At 35.7% G+C, this 18,207-nt stretch carries 17 protein-coding genes; all 17 read right to left on the reverse strand.

Annotated elements, in window-relative coordinates; translation table 11 throughout:
- Nucleotides 1-25: 25 nt before the first annotated feature.
- The 17 genes from tpiA to DER71_RS03250 all read right to left on the reverse strand — a co-directional run bounded on the left by tpiA (nucleotide 26) and on the right by DER71_RS03250 (nucleotide 18,042).
- Entirely contained in the window at nucleotides 26-790 is a 765-nt protein-coding gene (tpiA, locus tag DER71_RS03170; RefSeq protein WP_114458329.1) for a triose-phosphate isomerase, read from the reverse strand.
- 13 nt (nucleotides 791-803) lie between these two features.
- Nucleotides 804-2,006 (reverse strand): phosphoglycerate kinase, encoded by a 1,203-nt coding sequence (gene pgk / locus DER71_RS03175; RefSeq protein WP_114458330.1) that lies wholly within the window; start codon nucleotides 2,004-2,006, stop codon nucleotides 804-806.
- 118 nt (nucleotides 2,007-2,124) lie between these two features.
- The gene (gene gap, locus DER71_RS03180; protein ID WP_114458331.1) at nucleotides 2,125-3,138 is read right to left on the reverse strand and encodes a type I glyceraldehyde-3-phosphate dehydrogenase; all 1,014 of its coding nucleotides are present in this window, start codon (nucleotides 3,136-3,138) and stop codon (nucleotides 2,125-2,127) included.
- Between the two features lie 87 nt (nucleotides 3,139-3,225).
- Nucleotides 3,226-4,257: a sugar-binding transcriptional regulator gene (locus tag DER71_RS03185; RefSeq protein ID WP_114458332.1), complete on the reverse strand. Its 1,032-nt coding sequence runs from the start codon at nucleotides 4,255-4,257 to the stop codon at nucleotides 3,226-3,228.
- A 177-nt stretch (nucleotides 4,258-4,434) separates the two neighbouring features.
- Nucleotides 4,435-5,778 carry an RNA polymerase factor sigma-54 gene (gene rpoN / locus DER71_RS03190; protein ID WP_158531738.1) on the reverse strand — a complete coding sequence of 448 codons (1,344 nt, stop codon included), beginning with the start codon at nucleotides 5,776-5,778 and terminating at the stop codon, nucleotides 4,435-4,437.
- Between the two features lie 5 nt (nucleotides 5,779-5,783).
- Complete coding sequence (gene whiA, locus DER71_RS03195; RefSeq protein WP_114458334.1) at nucleotides 5,784-6,710, reverse strand: DNA-binding protein WhiA; 927 nt, start codon at nucleotides 6,708-6,710, stop codon at nucleotides 5,784-5,786.
- A gap of 4 nt (nucleotides 6,711-6,714) precedes the next feature.
- Nucleotides 6,715-7,992 carry a gluconeogenesis factor YvcK family protein gene (yvcK, locus tag DER71_RS03200; RefSeq protein WP_114458335.1) on the reverse strand — a complete coding sequence of 426 codons (1,278 nt, stop codon included), beginning with the start codon at nucleotides 7,990-7,992 and terminating at the stop codon, nucleotides 6,715-6,717.
- 14 nt (nucleotides 7,993-8,006) lie between these two features.
- Nucleotides 8,007-8,858 (reverse strand): RNase adapter RapZ, encoded by an 852-nt coding sequence (gene rapZ / locus DER71_RS03205; protein WP_114458336.1) that lies wholly within the window; start codon nucleotides 8,856-8,858, stop codon nucleotides 8,007-8,009.
- Between the two features lie 95 nt (nucleotides 8,859-8,953).
- A complete protein-coding gene (locus DER71_RS03210) occupies nucleotides 8,954-9,925 on the reverse strand; it encodes a squalene/phytoene synthase family protein (RefSeq protein ID WP_114458337.1) in 972 nt (323 codons plus the stop codon).
- A gap of 81 nt (nucleotides 9,926-10,006) precedes the next feature.
- Nucleotides 10,007-10,960 (reverse strand): glucodextranase DOMON-like domain-containing protein, encoded by a 954-nt coding sequence (locus DER71_RS03215; RefSeq protein WP_114458338.1) that lies wholly within the window; start codon nucleotides 10,958-10,960, stop codon nucleotides 10,007-10,009.
- A gap of 16 nt (nucleotides 10,961-10,976) precedes the next feature.
- Entirely contained in the window at nucleotides 10,977-11,894 is a 918-nt protein-coding gene (hprK, locus tag DER71_RS03220) for an HPr(Ser) kinase/phosphatase (RefSeq protein WP_114458339.1), read from the reverse strand.
- Nucleotides 11,887-12,861, reverse strand: coding sequence for an ROK family protein (locus DER71_RS03225; protein ID WP_114458340.1), 975 nt, complete (start codon nucleotides 12,859-12,861; stop codon nucleotides 11,887-11,889). The genes hprK and DER71_RS03225 overlap by 8 nt, the downstream gene beginning before the upstream one ends.
- Before the next feature lie 222 nt (nucleotides 12,862-13,083).
- Nucleotides 13,084-13,884, reverse strand: a complete 801-nt coding sequence (locus tag DER71_RS03230) for a Cof-type HAD-IIB family hydrolase (RefSeq protein WP_114458341.1) — start codon at nucleotides 13,882-13,884, stop codon at nucleotides 13,084-13,086.
- Nucleotides 13,885-14,057: 173 nt separating this feature from the next.
- Nucleotides 14,058-15,284 carry a serine hydroxymethyltransferase gene (glyA, locus tag DER71_RS03235; protein ID WP_114458348.1) on the reverse strand — a complete coding sequence of 409 codons (1,227 nt, stop codon included), beginning with the start codon at nucleotides 15,282-15,284 and terminating at the stop codon, nucleotides 14,058-14,060.
- Between the two features lie 219 nt (nucleotides 15,285-15,503).
- The gene (locus DER71_RS03240) at nucleotides 15,504-15,674 is read right to left on the reverse strand and encodes a 4Fe-4S binding protein (protein WP_114458342.1); all 171 of its coding nucleotides are present in this window, start codon (nucleotides 15,672-15,674) and stop codon (nucleotides 15,504-15,506) included.
- 152 nt (nucleotides 15,675-15,826) lie between these two features.
- Nucleotides 15,827-17,203 carry a hypothetical protein gene (locus DER71_RS03245; protein ID WP_233487026.1) on the reverse strand — a complete coding sequence of 459 codons (1,377 nt, stop codon included), beginning with the start codon at nucleotides 17,201-17,203 and terminating at the stop codon, nucleotides 15,827-15,829.
- Between the two features lie 17 nt (nucleotides 17,204-17,220).
- Nucleotides 17,221-18,042 (reverse strand): outer membrane lipoprotein-sorting protein, encoded by an 822-nt coding sequence (locus DER71_RS03250; RefSeq protein WP_114458344.1) that lies wholly within the window; start codon nucleotides 18,040-18,042, stop codon nucleotides 17,221-17,223.
- Nucleotides 18,043-18,207: the final 165 nt, after the last annotated feature.

Raw genomic sequence — 18,207 nt, forward strand, 5'->3', positions numbered from 1 at the left:
TTATTAAATTATAGGCTTATTTGTCTTATTTATATAGTTTAGATGTTTTTGTAATTATCTCTGCAAAAGAATCTGCCGACAAACTTGCACCACCAACAAGCGCACCATCTATTTCTTCCTGAGCCATAATTTCTTCAACATTATGTGGTTTTACACTACCACCATACTGAATTCGAATCTTATCAGCTGCCTCTGAAAAATCTCTTCTGATGCTTTCTCTGATAACACCAATTACACGGTTGGCTTCCTCTGCAGAAGCGGTCTCACCAGTACCAATAGCCCAGATTGGTTCATAGGCAATAACTGCCTGTTCTACCTGTTCATCTGTTAAACCTGCCAGAGCAGCTCTTACCTGAAATTTAACTTTATCTTCAGTTTCTTCTGCTTTTCTTTCGGAAAGTGTTTCACCAACACAGATAATTGGTTTTATGCCGTTTTCAAAAGCAGATTTAACTTTTCTATTTACATCTTGATCATTTTCATCAAAATACTGTCTTCTTTCGGAATGGCCAACAATTGTATATTCTACTCCCATATCAGCCAGCATTTTGGCTGATATTTCACCGGTAAAAGCACCAGAATCTTCCCAGTATATATTCTGAGCACCGGTCTTTATATTGCTGTCTATAAGAATTTCTTTTACTTTTGCCAGACACAGAGAAGTAGGATATACTCCAATTTCAACATTATCTACAGATTTAACCTTTTCTTTTAGAGCTCTCACAAGCTTTTCTGCCTCATCAATATTTTTATTCATTTTCCAGTTGCCAGCAATAAATGGTTTACGCATTTATATAACCCTCCTATTCGCTAATATCAGAAGTTTCCACTTCATCCAAAGCCTCTACACCGGGGAGCTTTTTCCCTTCAAAAAACATTAAAGAAGCTCCTCCTCCAGTGGAAATGTGACTCATCTTATCAGCTACCCCAGCCTGATTTATTGCAGCAGCAGAATCTCCACCACCAATTACTGAATGAGCTTCTGATTCAGCAAGAGCCTTTGCTAATTCAATAGTCCCATGAGCAAATTTTTCCATTTCAAACACTCCAAGTGGGCCATTCCAGATAACAGTTTTTGCGTTCTTAATAATTTCTTTATAATTTTCTAAACTTTTAGGACCGCCACAGTCTAAAATTTGCCATCCAGCAGGAACTTCCTTAACAGAAACTATCTTTGTATCTGCATCATTAGAAAAATCATCAGCAATTACCACATCAACTGGAAGTACAATATCTACTCCTTTTTCTTCAGCTTCAGCCATCAATTCTTTAGCTAATTCAACTTTATCAGCCTCAACCAGAGAATCTCCAACTTCATAACCTTTTGCCAGCAGAAAAGTATTGGCTATTCCACCAGCAACAATTAATTTATCTACTTTATTAATTAAGTTTTTGATTACATCAATTTTATCAGAAACTTTGGCTCCACCCATAATTGCCACAAAAGGACTGACTGGATTTTCCATTACTTTACCTAAGGCATTTAACTCCCTCTGCATTAAAAAACCTGCAGCAGCTGGTAAATACTCTGCAACTCCCACTGTAGTAGCATGAGCTCTATGGGCAGCTCCAAAAGCATCATTTACATATACATCTGCAAGGGAAGCAAGTTCTTTTGCAAATTCGGGATCATTTGCCTTTTCACCGGCATGGAAGCGGCTGTTTTCTAAGACTAAAACTTCACCATTTTTCAGCCTATCAACAGCTTTTTTAACTTCTTCACCAATACAGTCATCGGCTTTTTTAACTTCTTTATTCAGCAAATTAGCCAGTTCTTTTGCCACCGGGTCCATACGAAGTTCCTCTTTAACCTCTCCCCCTGGTCGACCCAGATGAGAGATAAGCAGTACTTTAGCATCTTCCCTAATCAAATATTCTATTGTTGGAAGCGCTGCTTCAATTCTTGTTTTATCTGCAACTTTTCCATCTTTCAACGGAACATTAAAATCAACTCTAACAAGAACTTTTTTTCCTTTAAAATCTATGTCTTTAAGTGTTTTTTTCATCTTTATACCCCCTGCAAAACTGATCAATAGAAATCAGAATCAACAATAACCTGCTCTGAATTATTTTGCTAACCCAGAGCAGACTATTTTATTATTACTAAAATTCAGATTGTAATTATTATAATCCTAATTTCTTCATTTTAACTGCCAGGTCAATTACACGACTGGCATAACCCCACTCATTGTCATACCAGGATAAGATTTTAACCTGATTACCCTGAATAATACGTGTGTGGTTTGCATCATAGATAGAAGAACGGGAATCTCCAATATAATCGCGGGATACAAGTGGTTCTTCAGTATAACCAAGAATTCCCTGCATAGGTCCTTCAGCCGCTTCTTTCATAGCTTTATTTATATCTTCAACTGTAACATCTTCTTCTAAATCCACAACCATATCTACCAGAGATCCGGTAGGTGTGGGAACACGAACTGCCATACCATCAAGTTTGCCGTCAAGTTCAGGTAGTACTAATGTAACAGCTTTTGCGGCTCCAGTAGTTGTTGGTACAATATTTTCTGCAGCTGCTCTCCCTCTTGTAATCTTCTTCCAGGCATATGGACCATCAAGAATGTTCTGACTTGTTGTATAAGAGTGAATTGTTGTCATTAAACCCTTTTCTATTCCAAATTTATCATTCAGTACCTTTGCCACAGGTGCCAGACAGTTTGTTGTACAGGAAGCATTGGATACAACATTATGTTTTTCTGGATCATATTTGTCATCATTTACACCAAGTACTATTGTCAGATCTTCATTTTTGGCAGGTGCCGAGATTATAACTTTTTTTGCCCCTGCTTCAATATGTTTTTTAGCATCATTTGCATCAGTAAATAACCCTGTAGATTCAATTACAATTTCTACACCATTTTCTCCCCAGGGAAGCTCGGCAGGATTTTTTTCTGCAAAAACTTTAATTTCCTTACCATCAACTATAATACTATTATCAGTAAAATCTACTTCAGCATCAAATCTGCCCTGACTGCTGTCATATTTCAGCAGATATGCAAGAATTCTGGGTTCAACCAGATCATTAATTGCTACAAACTCCACCTCAGGATTGTTAAATGAACTTCTTAAAGCAGCCCTTCCAATTCGACCAAATCCATTAATCGCAACTTTTACACTCATCTATTATCTTCCTCCTTCAAAATAATTAATTAAAAAGTAATCACTTTCTACTGTTTAATAAGCTGATCTAAAAACAACGGATACTTTTCAGACCTCACCTCCTTTTAGCCTGATAATTTTCCTGGCCGTTACTTCATCTGTAATTAATATATCCTGATACTGTGGTGAAACTGCTGCAAGAATTGCTTCAGCTTTATTTTCTCCTCCAGCAACAACTATAACTGTCTCTATATCTTTTAAATCCTCCAGGGTTAGACCAACACTAGCAGTTGAATAAACAATTTTCCCCGAACTGTCGAAATAAAAGCCAAAAGCTTCACTGACAGCTCTTTCAGCAGTGAGAAAATCGATTTCTTCTCTGCTTAATCCTCTGCGGACAGCCATATCTTCAGCACTGCCTACTCCATGTATCAATATATTTGCTTTTTTTAAAATCTGCAGTGTTTTCTGTATGCTGGGTTCATGACAAATCCGAGAAAAATTTTCCTCAGCAATATTGTCAGGGACATGTAAAAGATAATAACTACCGCCAAGTTTTTTGGCAATCTCAGCGGCAATGGTATTTGCCTGTATTTCAACATCTTCACCAAGACCACCTCTGCCGGGAACAACAAGCACATCACTAACTTCCTGTCTGCTGTCCATACGTGCTGCAACTTCTGCCAGTGTTGTCCCCCCAGTAACTGCCAGTATATCTCCATTTTTAATTTCTTCCTGAAGCAGCTGTGCTGCCAACCTGCCTATTTCTACTTTTCGGTCAGTTTCTGATACAGCTCCATTAACAAGTTTAACTTTTTTTAAGCCCAGCATCTTTTCAAGTTTTTGTTCCAAATTTTTAATATCTCGCAATTCTTTAATGTACTCATCTAATTCTACCAAAAATTCTTCCCCAGTTCTAGTAATCTGTGTACCAGCAGGAGTAATTCTTATAAAATAATTTTTTTCAAAGAATTCGAGATCATTTCTTACCTTTCTTTCACTTAAATCAAGCATATGAGCAAGTGCCCTTCTACCAACAGGCTGATGATAATAAATACTTCTAAGTATATTATAACGTATTTGTGCAGTTTCTACTATTTCAGGTACTATTTTTTCCTGAATTTTGAAAAGCTTTTTCATAATAATCCTCCGTGTTGGAACGATTTTGACCAAATGGAACAAAAATGTCCCGATAATGATAAAAACAGACTTGGAAATCAAACTTCCATTTATTCACCTACAATAATATATTCTATAGTAATCTAATAATTCCTGCCTAGATATCAAAAAAATTTTATTATCAGCATTAAAAATCTATTAAGGATGCTTATATTTCTTTTTTCTTTTACGTGAAGAGGCAATTCCCATTTCATTTCTATATTTAGCCAGTGTCCTTCTATTAAGATCCAGATTTTCATTATGTGAAATTAAATCTGATAGTTTAGAATCACTGAGAGGAGATTCTGGATCTTCTGCTTCTATATATTTGCGGATAATAGCCTTTATGCTGTGAGAGGAAATTCCATTAATACCACTGGAGAAAAAAAATTTAAGGCTGAACAGACCTCTGGGTGTCTGCATATATTTACCGCTGGCTGCTCTGCTGACAGTTGATTCGTGCATATCGATAATTTCTGCAATCTCATCCATGGTCATTGTTTTTAGAAATTCAATTCCTTTATCAAAAAATTCTTTCTGCCGTTCTACAATTGCCCTTGAAAGTCTATAAACAGTCATCCTCCTCTGTTCAATACTTTTTATCAGCCAGAGTGCTGACTTATATTTTTTCTCCAAAAATTCTGCGGTTTCACTGTCATTTTTTTCTTTCATCATTTGAAAATACATCGGATTTATGCGGAGAGTTGGGCTTGCTTTTTCATTTAAAATTATCACATAATCATCTTTTATCTCTTTAACAATAATATCCGGTATTATATATTCAGGTTCCTTTTCCTGAGTGAGCTGCTTACCTGGAGCTGGATCCAGAGTGCTGATCAGGTTTAGTGCAGCCCATATATCTTCAGAACTTTCTTCTAATGAAGAGATAATATCTTCATACCTCTGTTCTGTTAGTTCTTCAAAATAATCTCTAATAATTTTTTCAGCCAAATCTGTATCAAACATAGAATTGTTCAGCTGTATAAGAAGACTTTCCTGTAGATCTCTTGCCCCAATTCCCGAAGGATCTAAATTTTGTACTGCAGAGAGAACTTTTCCCACCTTCTCTCTGCTTTCATTCAGTTTTTTACTTATGCTGTCTAGATCTTCTTCTAAAAAACCACTTTCATTTAAATTTCCTATTATATATCTGCCTATACTGATTTCTGAAGGTGAAATTACTTCAAAAAGCTGATTTTCTAAATGTTCATAAAGATCTGGTCTATACTGAACCATATTTTCAAAACTGTAATCTCTTTCTTCATCTTCACCAGAAAAATTATTTCCGGAAAAATTCTGATACTGATTTCTAATCCTTGCTTCAAAATGATCGTCTATATTTACTTCTTCTCGATCAAGCATTGGATTTTCCTGAAGTTCTTCTTCCACATATTCATTAAGCTCCTGGCCTGAATACTGCAGGAGTTCAATCGCCATCTGCAGGCTGGGAGTCATTACTAATTTTTGCTGTTGTTCCATCTGGAGATTAAAATCAAGTTCCATTATCATTACCCCCGAATTTCGTCCGCTAATTTTTTTAAACGTCTAAATCTATGATTAACCCCTGATTTACTTAAATCTAATTTTTCTCCAAGTTCTTTAAGACTTGCATACGGATTTTCTTTCCTCAGCTCTGCAATCTCCTTTAAGCTTCTACTTAAAACATTCAGTCCCTTTTTGTTTTCAATAAGTTTTATATTTTCCAGCTGATCTGTGGCAGCAGAAACTGTTTTTTCAAGATTTGCTGTTTCAAAATTCACCTTTCTATTGACATCATTTTTTACCTGTTTAACAATCTGAATATTTTCCATATCAAGCAGTGCCTTATGAGCACCAATAATATTCAAAATTTTGACAATTTCCTCATAGTTTTTGAAATATATTACATAATTTTCTTTGTGTTCGGTCTGATGTGGGTTTAATTCAAATTTTTTCAGCAAATCGATAAGGTCATCGGACAGACTGCTTCTCTCACATCTAAATTCCAAATGATATTCGCTTTTAGGGCTATTTATAGAACCTCCCCCCAAAAAGATGCCTCTCAGATATGCCTGGGCCAGCTTTCTGTTTTTGAGATATTCTTCCTTTATGCGGAAAATAAGATTATTTTTGGGATTCAAAAATCCAAGTTCAAGCAGAAATTCCCTTATTCCAGGCTGTGGTGTCAGAATCAGTTCATAGCTGTGTTTGCGGTTAAATTTCCTGTTCTGACGTACAATAATTTCTATATTAAAGCCAAACCTTTCTTTTATCAGAGAAAAAATTCTTCTGGCGAGATTGCCATGGTAAATCTTTATTTTGACAGCAAGGTGCCTTTCGGAAATCTGAATAGAACCATTCATTCTGATAAGTGCTGCCAACTCTGCAAGCTGTTCTTCATAACTTCTATTTTCATACCTGACCAGCTCATCCTTTACCCGATCTGTATAAGACATATTTTCACCTACTTTCGTACAACCTGTAAATCACCTCTGCCAGTGCATCAGGATCATGACGCAGATAGCTGTCTGACATAAGCAAATTTTTTTCTATTATTTTTAGGTTCATCTCTTTTAGCCGTTTTTCATCAACCTTTACAGGAAATGCACCCTCTGCTTCATAACGTTTCATCACTTCAGCAGAACCTTTTTCTCCATTTACTATTATATAATCAAATAATCCCTCACCAACATGATCAATTATTGCCCGGGCATGATCGGCGGCAGTATAACCATCTGTTTCCCCCGGCTGAGTCATAACATTTGCAATATATATTTTTAATGCACTGCTCTTTTTGAGAGATTCTGGAATACCTTTGATAAGCAAGTTGGGCAAAATACTTGTATAAAGGCTTCCCGGTCCAATTAGAATAATTTCTGCATTTTTTACTGCCTCCAAAACTTCTGGAGTTGTTGCAGCGGTTTCCGGCTTAAGAAACACTTTTTCTATTTTTTTGTTATAAGCAGGAATGGCAGATTCTCCAATCCTCGTTTCCCGATCCTGATAATGTGCTCCCAGCTTTATATCTTCATTGGAGGCTGGAAGAACTCGACCGCGAATTGCAAGAATTTTGCTGGAAGCTCTAACTGCTTCTTCAAAATCACCCAGCACCTCAGTCATAGCAGCTATATACAGATTACCAAAACTGTGGCCTCCCAGCTGTCCTTCTGACTGAAAGCGATACTGAAAAAGTTTTTCCATCAGAGGTTCTCTATCGGCAAGTGCAACAAGACAGTTGCGGATATCTCCCGGGGGAAGAATTCCCATCTCATCTCTGAGCCTACCCGAACTTCCACCATCATCAGCCACTGTCACCACTGCTGTTATATTATCACTGTATTTTTTTAAACCTCTAAGCAGGTTTGACAGACCTGTTCCACCACCAAAAGCTACAATTTCCGGCCCTTTTTTGAGCTTTTTCTTTTTATAGAGTATGTCTATTAGCTCATCATTCGGAGCAAGCTGTTTGTTCAGTTCATCTTTAATTTTATAAAGGGAATAATAAATAATAAATATTCCGAAAAAAATCATAAAAAGCCCAACAAATTTTAATATAACAGCATAATAAGCTGGAAAAACAGCTGTTATTATATTTGATAATATGCTCTCAAGATATAATGTTAGATCAAAACCAAAAAATGGATTCATCCCCGCACTCAAAATTATCATTCCGAGCAGAGTTAAAAACAGCCATCTTTTAACCCCCAGTCCGGGTAAAAACCACTTCCAAAAATTCATAATCTTTCACTTCCTCATTTATCTAAATCACGGTGATCTATATTTATCTTATAATCCATCTTTTTTAATCTTTCAGCAAGTTTCACAACTGTGGTTACAGATCTGTGTTTACCACCTGTACAACCAATAGCGATAGTAAGGTGGCTTTTTCCCTCTTTTCTGTATTCAGGAAGCAAAAAATCAAGCAGAGCATAAAATTTCTGCAGAAATTTTTGAGTAACAGGCCATTTCAATACATAATCCCGTACTACTTTCTCTTCCCCAGTGTGGTTTTTTAATGATGAAATATAATGAGGATTGGGAAGAAATCTTACATCAAAAACCAGATCAGCATCACGGGGCAGACCATATTTAAATCCAAACGAAAGCAGAGTAATGGGCAGATATTCTTTTGAATTTTCCTCAAAATTGAGCAGGCGGCTGAGATTTTTATAAAACTCTTTAATATCCAGATTGCTGGTATCAATTGTTTCTGCAGCCCTACCTTTCAATTCTTCTAAAATTTTTCGCTCCCGTTTGATAGCTTCTAAAATCCTTCCCTGCTGATCAAGGGGATGCCTTCTTCGGCTTTTCTTATACCTTCTAATTAAAACTTCATCTGAAGCTTCTAAAAATAATATATCATAATCAATCTGTAATTCTTCCAGTTTTGAAAGTTCTTCAAATAATTCGGTAAAAAATTCTCGTCCTCTGATATCACTTACAAGTGCAATCTTATTCATCTCTGACTTTGAACATAATTCTGCAAATTTTGATATAAGTGCTGGCGGCAGATTATCCACACAGAAATAGCCCTTATCTTCAAAATAATTAAGGGCGACTGATTTTCCAGCACCAGACATTCCTGTTATTATAAAAAAATTCATCTGCTTAACTGGCTCCTCTCAAAACCTATATAATCTGTCTTAATTTAATTTTACATCAAGCTGATAAAAAAGTAAAACATCAATCCTGCTCCCAATTATAGGCTCAATTTCTGGATTTTTTTGATAAAATATTTTTCCGGTGATTTTAATATTTTTAAAAATTCTATTTTCGATACTTTAACAGGTCTGCTGCCATAAAATATTTCTTTGTTATCTTTTAACTTCTCTAAAGTGGCAGCACCCAGTGCATTATTTACCGCAAAAAACTTCTTATATCCAGAAAGCTCATCTGGGAGTGCCCTATAATATTTAACAAGTGCTTCAGTATGTTTGCCTGCATCTTTAAGCATTGTATTTAAAGCTTTAAGAGCTCCTGACTTATTCTCTTTATCTCTCAGCTCCTCTTCAGTAATTTTTAGATCTGCAAGTGGCCAAAAATGTTTGGCCCTATTTTCCAGATCATCCTTAATATCACGAATAAGGTTAACTTTCTGCAGAAAAAGTCCTGCTTCATTAAAATTTTCCTTAAGTACTTCTTTTTTTCTATCTTCCATATCCATTTTGTAAATAATGAGATCTGTTAAAAAACCTCCTACGGTTCCCGCTACATAATAGCAGTATTCATCCAGTTCAGAAAAAGTCCTCACTTTTTTCTGCAAATATTTCTGCATACCCTGATTCATTTCTACAAACCAGCTGTAGGAAAATACTTTTATCTGATCATCAAATTTATCATAGGCTGCATGAACCTGTCTTATGTTGTGACTCAACTCTCTTAAAGACGGGTTTTTAATTAAGCTGCTGTTTTTTTCTATAATTTCAAAATCTTCATTTCTGTCATAATCTCTACTGGAAAATATTTTGCTGACAGTATCCATCAGCATTTTCCTTTTTGCAAAGTCTAATTCTTCTACCTCATCTTCAAAATTATCCAGAATTCTGTCCTGAAGATATGTAACAAGTACCTCATTTCGAATTATATCATCCAGCATAGGGATTGTCAGAGCAAAGCTCCTGGAAACTTTAGATAAAATATCCCGGCAAAATTTTAAAGATTTATCTGACATCATTTCACCTCTTCCATAACTTTATATGCCCGCCCAATTCATTATTGAATCTGTACTATATTAATCTATATTATGTTTAAATTAAACTTTATACTTTTTTATAAAAACATAGATTAAATACAAATAAAATAGAAATGCAAATACAATAATTAAGTTTTTTTCTGTAAAATAATATGCTGTCAGTTTTTTAAAAACAGGCATTGATGGTTTTAACTTCAGATAAGGAACCACCGGCAAATCGCCTTCCGAAAGTATTTTTTTCTGATCTTTACCATCTGGAACCAGAATATCAACCACACTGGGAGCTTTTTTTATATCTCTGCCGCTTAAGTCATATAACTGCCAGGAAGCAGGAGTATCTGAAACACTCCGATAGTGGCCAAAACCAAAAGGGTCAAAACTCCCTATCAGCAGAACAAATTTGCTGTTATCAAGCAGACCCAGCTCTTTTTTTGCAATTCTCATAATTATTGTATTCTCCCTTTTGTCCACAACAGCTGTTTTTGCAGCAAAAGGATCAATAAGTGCATTTTCGTTTAAATTGTAAAGATCTTTTCCTATATCATCAGGTTCAAACAGACGCACCCACCAGCCGCTTATTTTAAGATATTTATCCCATTTAAAATCCTCGGAAAAACTTATATTGGCGCCTTTCTGAAAGAGCTTATCTGCTCCACCATCTTTATTATCAAAATATATTTCTATCAGCGGCAGACTAAACCCAAATCTGCTGTTCCAGGGATCGCTAAGTTTAGTAAATTTAAATTCAAAACTGTAGTGTTTTTCAGACTCATAAATAGTTAATGACAGAAGATCAAACAGGTGTCCTTCTTTCTTAAAAATATGGTTTAAAGGATAATTGTAAGTGCCGGGTCCATAATCATCTCCAGCATTATCCATTTTATTAAAAATAACATGACTGTCAGCTGCTGCTTCAACAATGATACTAAACAGTGATATCATTAAAATAATATTTATCAGCAGTACAAAAGTTATTATTTTTACTAAAATTTCTTCTTTAACAGCCAAAATCACCGACACCTACCTCCAGTTATCTTCTCAAAATATTTTCAGCAAAATCTGCAGCAGCATTATAACCCATTGACTTCATTCTGAAATTCATGGCTGCAACTTCAAGTACAAGGGCCAGATTCCTCCCCGGTTTGACAGGTATCAAAATTTCTTCAACTCCAATACCCATTATTTCTGTTTTCCGGCTGTCAAGTCCCAGACGTTCATACTCTTCTCCTTTTTTCCAGTTCTCCAGCCGTGTCACCAGGTTTATAGGAGAAGAATTCTTTACGGCTCCAGCTCCAAAAAGATTTTTTACATTTATAATACCAATACCCCTCATCTCCAAAAAATAGCGTGAGTTTTCTGGTGCCATACCTGTTAAACGCATTTCCGCCACTTTGCGAAGTTCTATTATATCATCGGCTACAAGTCTGTGCCCTCTTTTTACAAGTTCAATTGCTGTTTCACTTTTCCCGATACCGCTTTCTCCTGTGATAAGTACTCCAATTCCATAGATATCCACCAGAACTCCATGAATTGTCTTTACTGGAGCCAGCTTCTCTTCCAGATAATTCAGCAGCATACTGCTGAATCTGGTTGTAGAAATTTTGGTAGAAAAAAGAGGTATTCCTTCTTTTTCTGCCTTTTCGACCAGCAGGTCAGGAACTTTTTCTCCACTGGAAACAATAATACAGACAGGATCATATGAAACAAACTGTTCGATTCTCTGTTTTAAAATATCTGCTTCCAGCTCATTGAGAAATGATATTTCAGTCTTTCCTATTAAATTTATCCTCTCTGGAGTAAAATATTTCCAGAAACCGGCCAGCTCTATTCCCGGCCGTTTTATATCACTCACAGTGATCTCCCGCTTTATACCTGCCTTACCTGCAATAATTTCTATATCAAACCTATTAAAAATATCTAAAACAAGTAATTTTTCCTTATTATCCATTTTTTATTAACCTTTCTTTCATGGCAACCGCCAGTGCTCCCATTAAACCTATTTTATCACCCAATTCAGCTTTTTTTACTTCTAGCACAGACAAAGATGCATCCAGAGCATTCTGGTGCATAACCTCAAGAGCCTTATCTAAAAACAGATCAGAGGCCTTCATGACCCCACCTCCCAAAACTATCAGCTGTGGATTAAAAATATTAACAACATTGCCTAATCCTATCCCCAGATAAAAACCTGTGGTCGAAAATATCTCTGCTGCTGTTTTATCCCCTTTTCTGGCAGCCTCAGCACAGACAGCAGCATCAATTTTATCCATATCTCCATCTGCAAGTTCTAATATAAGATCACTCTGCTTGGATTTTACCGCTTCTTTGGCCATCCTGCTAATAGATTTACCAGATGCAAAAGACTCCAAACAGCCGTGATTACCACATCCACAGAGAGGTCCATTCGGGTCAATAACAGTATGACCAATCTCACAGGCATTATTAGAATATCCGCTAAAAAGTTCTTTTTTTATTACTGATCCCCCGCCAATTCCTGTGCTAATTGTGAGGTAAACCATATCGTCAACATCTCTTCCAGCTCCAAACCATTTTTCTGCAAGTGCAGCTGCATTAGCATCATTTTCCAGCACGGTTTTGATATTAAATTTATTTTCTATAATTTCTACAATATGTACCTTTTTCCAGGGAAGATTGGAATTTTCAACAATTATACCGTTTTTTATGTCAAGTGGTCCAGGACTACCTATACCAAGTGCTTTTATATGACCGGTAGCAATACCTGCTTTTTTGAGCACATCCTCAACTGTCTTAAATATATTATTTATAACATGTTTTTCCCCCATCTCGGCCTGAGTATCTCGACGAGAAGATGCAAGGATATTTCCTTCTCCATCTCCAAGTCCGGTCAATATTTTGGTTCCTCCCAGATCTATGCCCAGATAATATTCACTCATAAAACAATCCCCTTCCCCTCTAATATTAATTAAACATCCTTGAACTTGCATTAATTATCAACACAGTCCGACAACTCCCATAAATGCCGGCAATCTTTCAGCGCCCAGTAAAAGTAAAATAAAAGTGATAAAAATCAAACAGTAAATATTAGTCTATAGAATTATTATATCACTGTGAAGTAATGCTTTACAAACTGATGTCGATCTGGCAGAATAATTCTACTATAAATTAAAGTAAGCTTTTAAATATTTTGCTGCACCAAGTTCTATATTTCTGGGAGCGATATTTTTTATGTTTTCTTTTAATTCCGGATGTCCATTTTCCATAGCCACACCATGTCCAACCCACTGCAGCATTTTAAGATCATTTAATCCATCACCAAAAGCCATAATTTCTTCTCTGTTTACAGACAGTTTATCTGCAATTTTTTTTAAGGCTGATGCCTTAGAAATATCTCTAGCTGTCATTTCCACAAAATTATTAATAGAAGTTGTTACTTCAAGTCTGTCAGCAAATTTTTCTGACAGTTTATTATATATTTCCTTGTGCAGTTTTGAATCATTTTCTATTATTACCAGTTTTGTTGGCGGCTTTTTGATAAATTCATTTAAACTGCCGACTTCTTCTGCCTTTATACCAGCTGTCTTTTCGTATATAGATGTTTCTTCCTGTTTTTTTTCTATAAAAAGTCTGTCATCAAGGTAAACCTGCAGATAATAGCCTTCGTTTGCAGCAAATTCAATAATCTCTCTTGCAGTTTTAAGTGGTATTGGATCATGAAATATAACTTCTTCTTTTACTGGATCTACAACAAGGGCTCCATTATAATTTATAACAGCTTCTTTGATATTCAGCTGTTTAATATAGGGCAGAGCGGAGCAGAACATTCTACCTGTTGCAGTAAGTGTTGTTATTCCTTTTGACTGTAATTTTTTTATTGTTTCAACTGTTTCCATTTCCAGCTGGTGTTCATTATTAAGCAGAGTTCCATCAAGATCAAATGCAATTAATTTTATACTCATTTTTATCCTTTCTTATTAAAAAGGCCGGGGCAGCCCCGGCCTTTTTTATCTTTATTTTGATTTTATAATTACACTGCAAAAAAACGATTTTTGGTATCATTACGATTTAAAAGCATTTCATGATAGGAATTTCTTATTTAAAACTTTCCACAGTGCAACAATTTTATTTATTCTTAAACAAATTTTTCGGAGTATTTATGTACCTCTTTTTTGAGTTCTGCAAGGGTTTTTTCATCATCTGAGGCTTTTAATGCTTCAAATATAAATTCTCCTATTTTCTTCATATCTTTCTCTTTCATTCCCCGTGTTGTTACAGCTGGTGTTCCTATTCTGATTCCACTTGTTACAAACGGACTTCTTGTCTCAAAGGGAATTGTATTTTTGTTGACTGTAATTCCTACTTTATCTAGTGCTGCTTCTGCATCCTTACCTGTTATATTCATGTTATTTAAGTCTACCAGCATCATATGATTGTCTGTTCCACCTGATACAAGGCGCATACCGTAACTGCTTAAGGTCTCTGCAAGCACTTTAGCATTTTTTATTATCTGCTTTTGATATTCCACAAATTCATCTGTCAGTGCTTCTTTAAAAGCCACACCTTTTGCTGCTATTATGTGCATTAGAGGACCACCCTGCAGGCCCGGGAAAATTGCCTTATCAATATCTTTTGCATATTCTTTTTTACAGAGAATCATTCCTCCTCTGGTACCTCTAAGTGTCTTGTGAGTTGTAGTTGTCACAAAATCTGCTTCCGGTACCGGATTTGGATGCAGATCTGCTGCTACTAAACCTGCTATATGAGCCATATCCACCATAAATAGGGCTCCAACTTTATCTGCTATTTCTCTAAATCTGTGAAAGTTAATAACACGCGGATATGCACTGGCTCCTGCAACAATGAGTTCGGGTTTAACTTCTTCTGCCAATTTTTCTACCTGATCATAATCTATAATTTCCTTATCTTTTGTTACTCCATAATGGACAAAATTATAATATTTACCCGACATATTTACAGGACTTCCATGAGTGAGGTGCCCTCCATGTGTCAGATCCATGGCCAGGACTGTTCCTCCGATTGGAACCTGAGAAAAATATACTGCCTGATTTGCCTGTGAACCTGAATGGGGCTGTACATTTACGTGTTCTGCTTTAAAAAGCTCTTTTGCCCTCTTTATTGCCAGCTCTTCTGCTTTATCTATTACTTCACAGCCGCCATAATATCTTTTATGTGGATATCCTTCTGCATATTTATTGGTCAACACAGAACCGGCGGCTTCCATTACAGCCTCACTAACAAAATTTTCGGAGGCAATAAGTTCAATATTCTGGGCCTGACGTTTTTCTTCTTCTGCAATTATATCAGCCATTTCGGGATCAACACTTTTTAACTCATGCATATGCATAAATCTCATCTCCTTATTTTAATTGTCTTCATATATTTATTCTATATACAAATATTAAATCCTGCTTAATTTTCTCCATAATATTAAAATTATAGTTAAGTGTGCCTCTCCTCCTAAATCAAAAACAAGATTTAGATGGATTTTTCTTGGCTGATTTAGATAAAAACAAATAAAAAAACCGGAGTATTAACCACTCCGGTCCTATTGGAAAATTTATGCCTGGCTGATTGCATCAACAGGACATACAGCAACACATGCAGCACAATCAATACAGGTATCTGCATCGATCACATACTGTGTATCACCTTCGCTGATAGCATCCACAGGACATTCTGGTTCACAGGCACCGCACATGATACAGTCGTCAGAAATTACGTGAGCCATTGTCTACATTCACCCCCGCTCTATCACTTATATGTATTTAAACCCTTAAGTACACAAAACTATTATATCCAGACATCTTTTTAATGTCAACCTGTCAGATATTAATTTATAATATTTTTTGCAATTATACTGACATCATCTCTCAGTACAGGCTAAAAGCTGTATCTTAATCCTACTGATGTAAAGTCATTATCATCAAATTGACCAAAAGTAGTCTCTCTATCTCCATTAAATATTTTGTGAGACAGCTCAAGATGCAGATCCTGCTGCAGTTCATAATCTACAGCAGCTTCCAGACTGTAATCATTATCGTTCAGATTATAAATCCAGGTTAATTCTGGAATTATTTTTTCACTGCTGTAGCTGTCTTTAAGTTTTACAATTGCTCTATGTGAGGTATAATCCCCCTCTGGGTTGTAATCAATATGATTTTTTTGAATCTGTTCATCATCAAGAATTTTTGTGCCTTTAAACTGAATATTTAAATTAATATTATTTATGGGGAGATCTCTATCTCCACCTATAATCCAGGCTATTCTATTATTTTTTACTGATGGATTATTACCAGATGTATCATCTGTTCGATAGTAGGCTAATTCAAAACGGCTGTTTATATCAGCAGCAGCTCCCGCCAATTCAAAACCAAAAATATCTACTTCATCATAGTGTAAATCAGCATTAGTTAAAATTTTATTAAATTCAGCTGAACTTATACTTGAACTTAAATCTATATTATCTAAACCCTGTTTTAAGGCCTGAGGATTATAACTTGGTTCTCTAAGATAACCTTTATAATAGCTGAAACCATAATCCACGCCCTGTCTGCTGTCTGTAAAGCGGAGACCAAATTGATTTTCTTCGCCTTCTAAAGAATTTTCAAATTTATTTATTATATCTGTCTGTGTATATGGTGTAATAACCGCCAGATCTGAAAGCTCAAACTTATCAGCAAAAGGATTAATTATCCAGTTTCCAAGTGGGCTATCAGGGTCATCCGCCAGCCTGTGTCCATTAAAATCAGGTGTGTAAACAAATTCAAGACTGGCATTACCTCCCCTAAAGTAGCGGTCTATTTTTAACATTTCTTCGCCTATCTGCCTATCCTTATATTCTCGATTTATAAAATCACTCATATCTTCTGGATTTAAATTATCAACAACATGAACTTTATCTCCTGTGCCCCATATTAGGCGGTGTTTTCCAATTAGAAAATGATATTTATCACCATAGTAGCGGTAATATGCTTCATCAAAATCAATTTCTTCTGCTGCTCCAGCCTGAAAATCGAGCAGAAATTTAAATTCATGTGTTTTACCAGGGTAAGTAAAATTTATTTCTCCCATTATATTTTCTTCCAAATCACCATTATCAGTCATTATCCTGTATTCCGGGAAAAATTCTCCACCTACCTCAACTGATGTTTTTTCATCTCCATAAAAACTGCTTCCATTAAAAGCAGAGATAGAATTTGTCGCAATTAAAATGAAAACAGCTGCAGTTATAAAAATTAAACTTCTATTTTTAAACATTTTAATTTCCCCCTGCATTAACGCCCTGTTTTAAGATACTGCTGAGTAAATCTTCTGTCACTAATCTTTTTATTATATTCAAGCAGATATTTCCCATTCTGCTGTTTTACATATAATCTTGTGCTGTGGCCTGTGTCTAGATTCTTCATTAGTATAGAATACACAGTCCAGACTCCACTTACCTTTTCTACTTTACTTTCCACAACCATCTCTTTATACAATTTTTTAGTGTCTTTATGATACATTTCTACTTTTAAAGGTACATAATGTTCTTTTGTCACCCAACTTATTGTTTTAGCATACTGCTCCTCTTCTGGATTTTTTGGTACAGCTTCTACAACATAACAATCATAACCATTGATTTCTTCCTCTTTAAGCATCTCATATACAAAATCATCTATCTCTCTGGATTTCATATCATCATATGTAAAATCTGTTCCCATAAACGAATCTTCACCCTGACCCCCAGATATTCTTCTTACTCTGCCCAAATCAGGAAGATATATCCATTGATCATCATCTTGTCCATCATTTTCAATCTGTAAAAAACGAGTATTTTTTACAGAAGCTGGTTCATGAAACATCATAATTGTCTGATCTAAATCGTTTTTTATATCAATTTTTTTGGACCAGACCTCAACAACCCTGGGCCTCACGTTTCCATTTTCATCTATTAAATCCATACCCATAAGTACATGTCTTGTTTTTCCTGTATCTCTTTCATCAACTCTTTCCATTACTTCCCTTCCATCAACAGCATAAACAGATAAACTAGCTGATAAAATTATGGCTGCAGTTATAACCAGGGTGATTTTAACATAATTGTTTCTCCCTTTCATTTTCTGTTCCTCCTCTTATAATGTAATTAGTGACACTAATTGAATTGACCCTCCTCGGGGCAAGCCCACGAGGATTCCTGCTTCTTAGAAGTGGTAACCCACCATCTCCACAGGCTTAAAATCCTGTTAGCCCAACAGTATATCCTCTAACTTGCCTTTTGTATT

It is taken from the genome of Halanaerobium sp. DL-01 (assembly GCF_003338615.1).
In the GTDB taxonomy this organism is placed as follows: Bacteria; Bacillota; Halanaerobiia; order Halanaerobiales; family Halanaerobiaceae; genus QPJE01.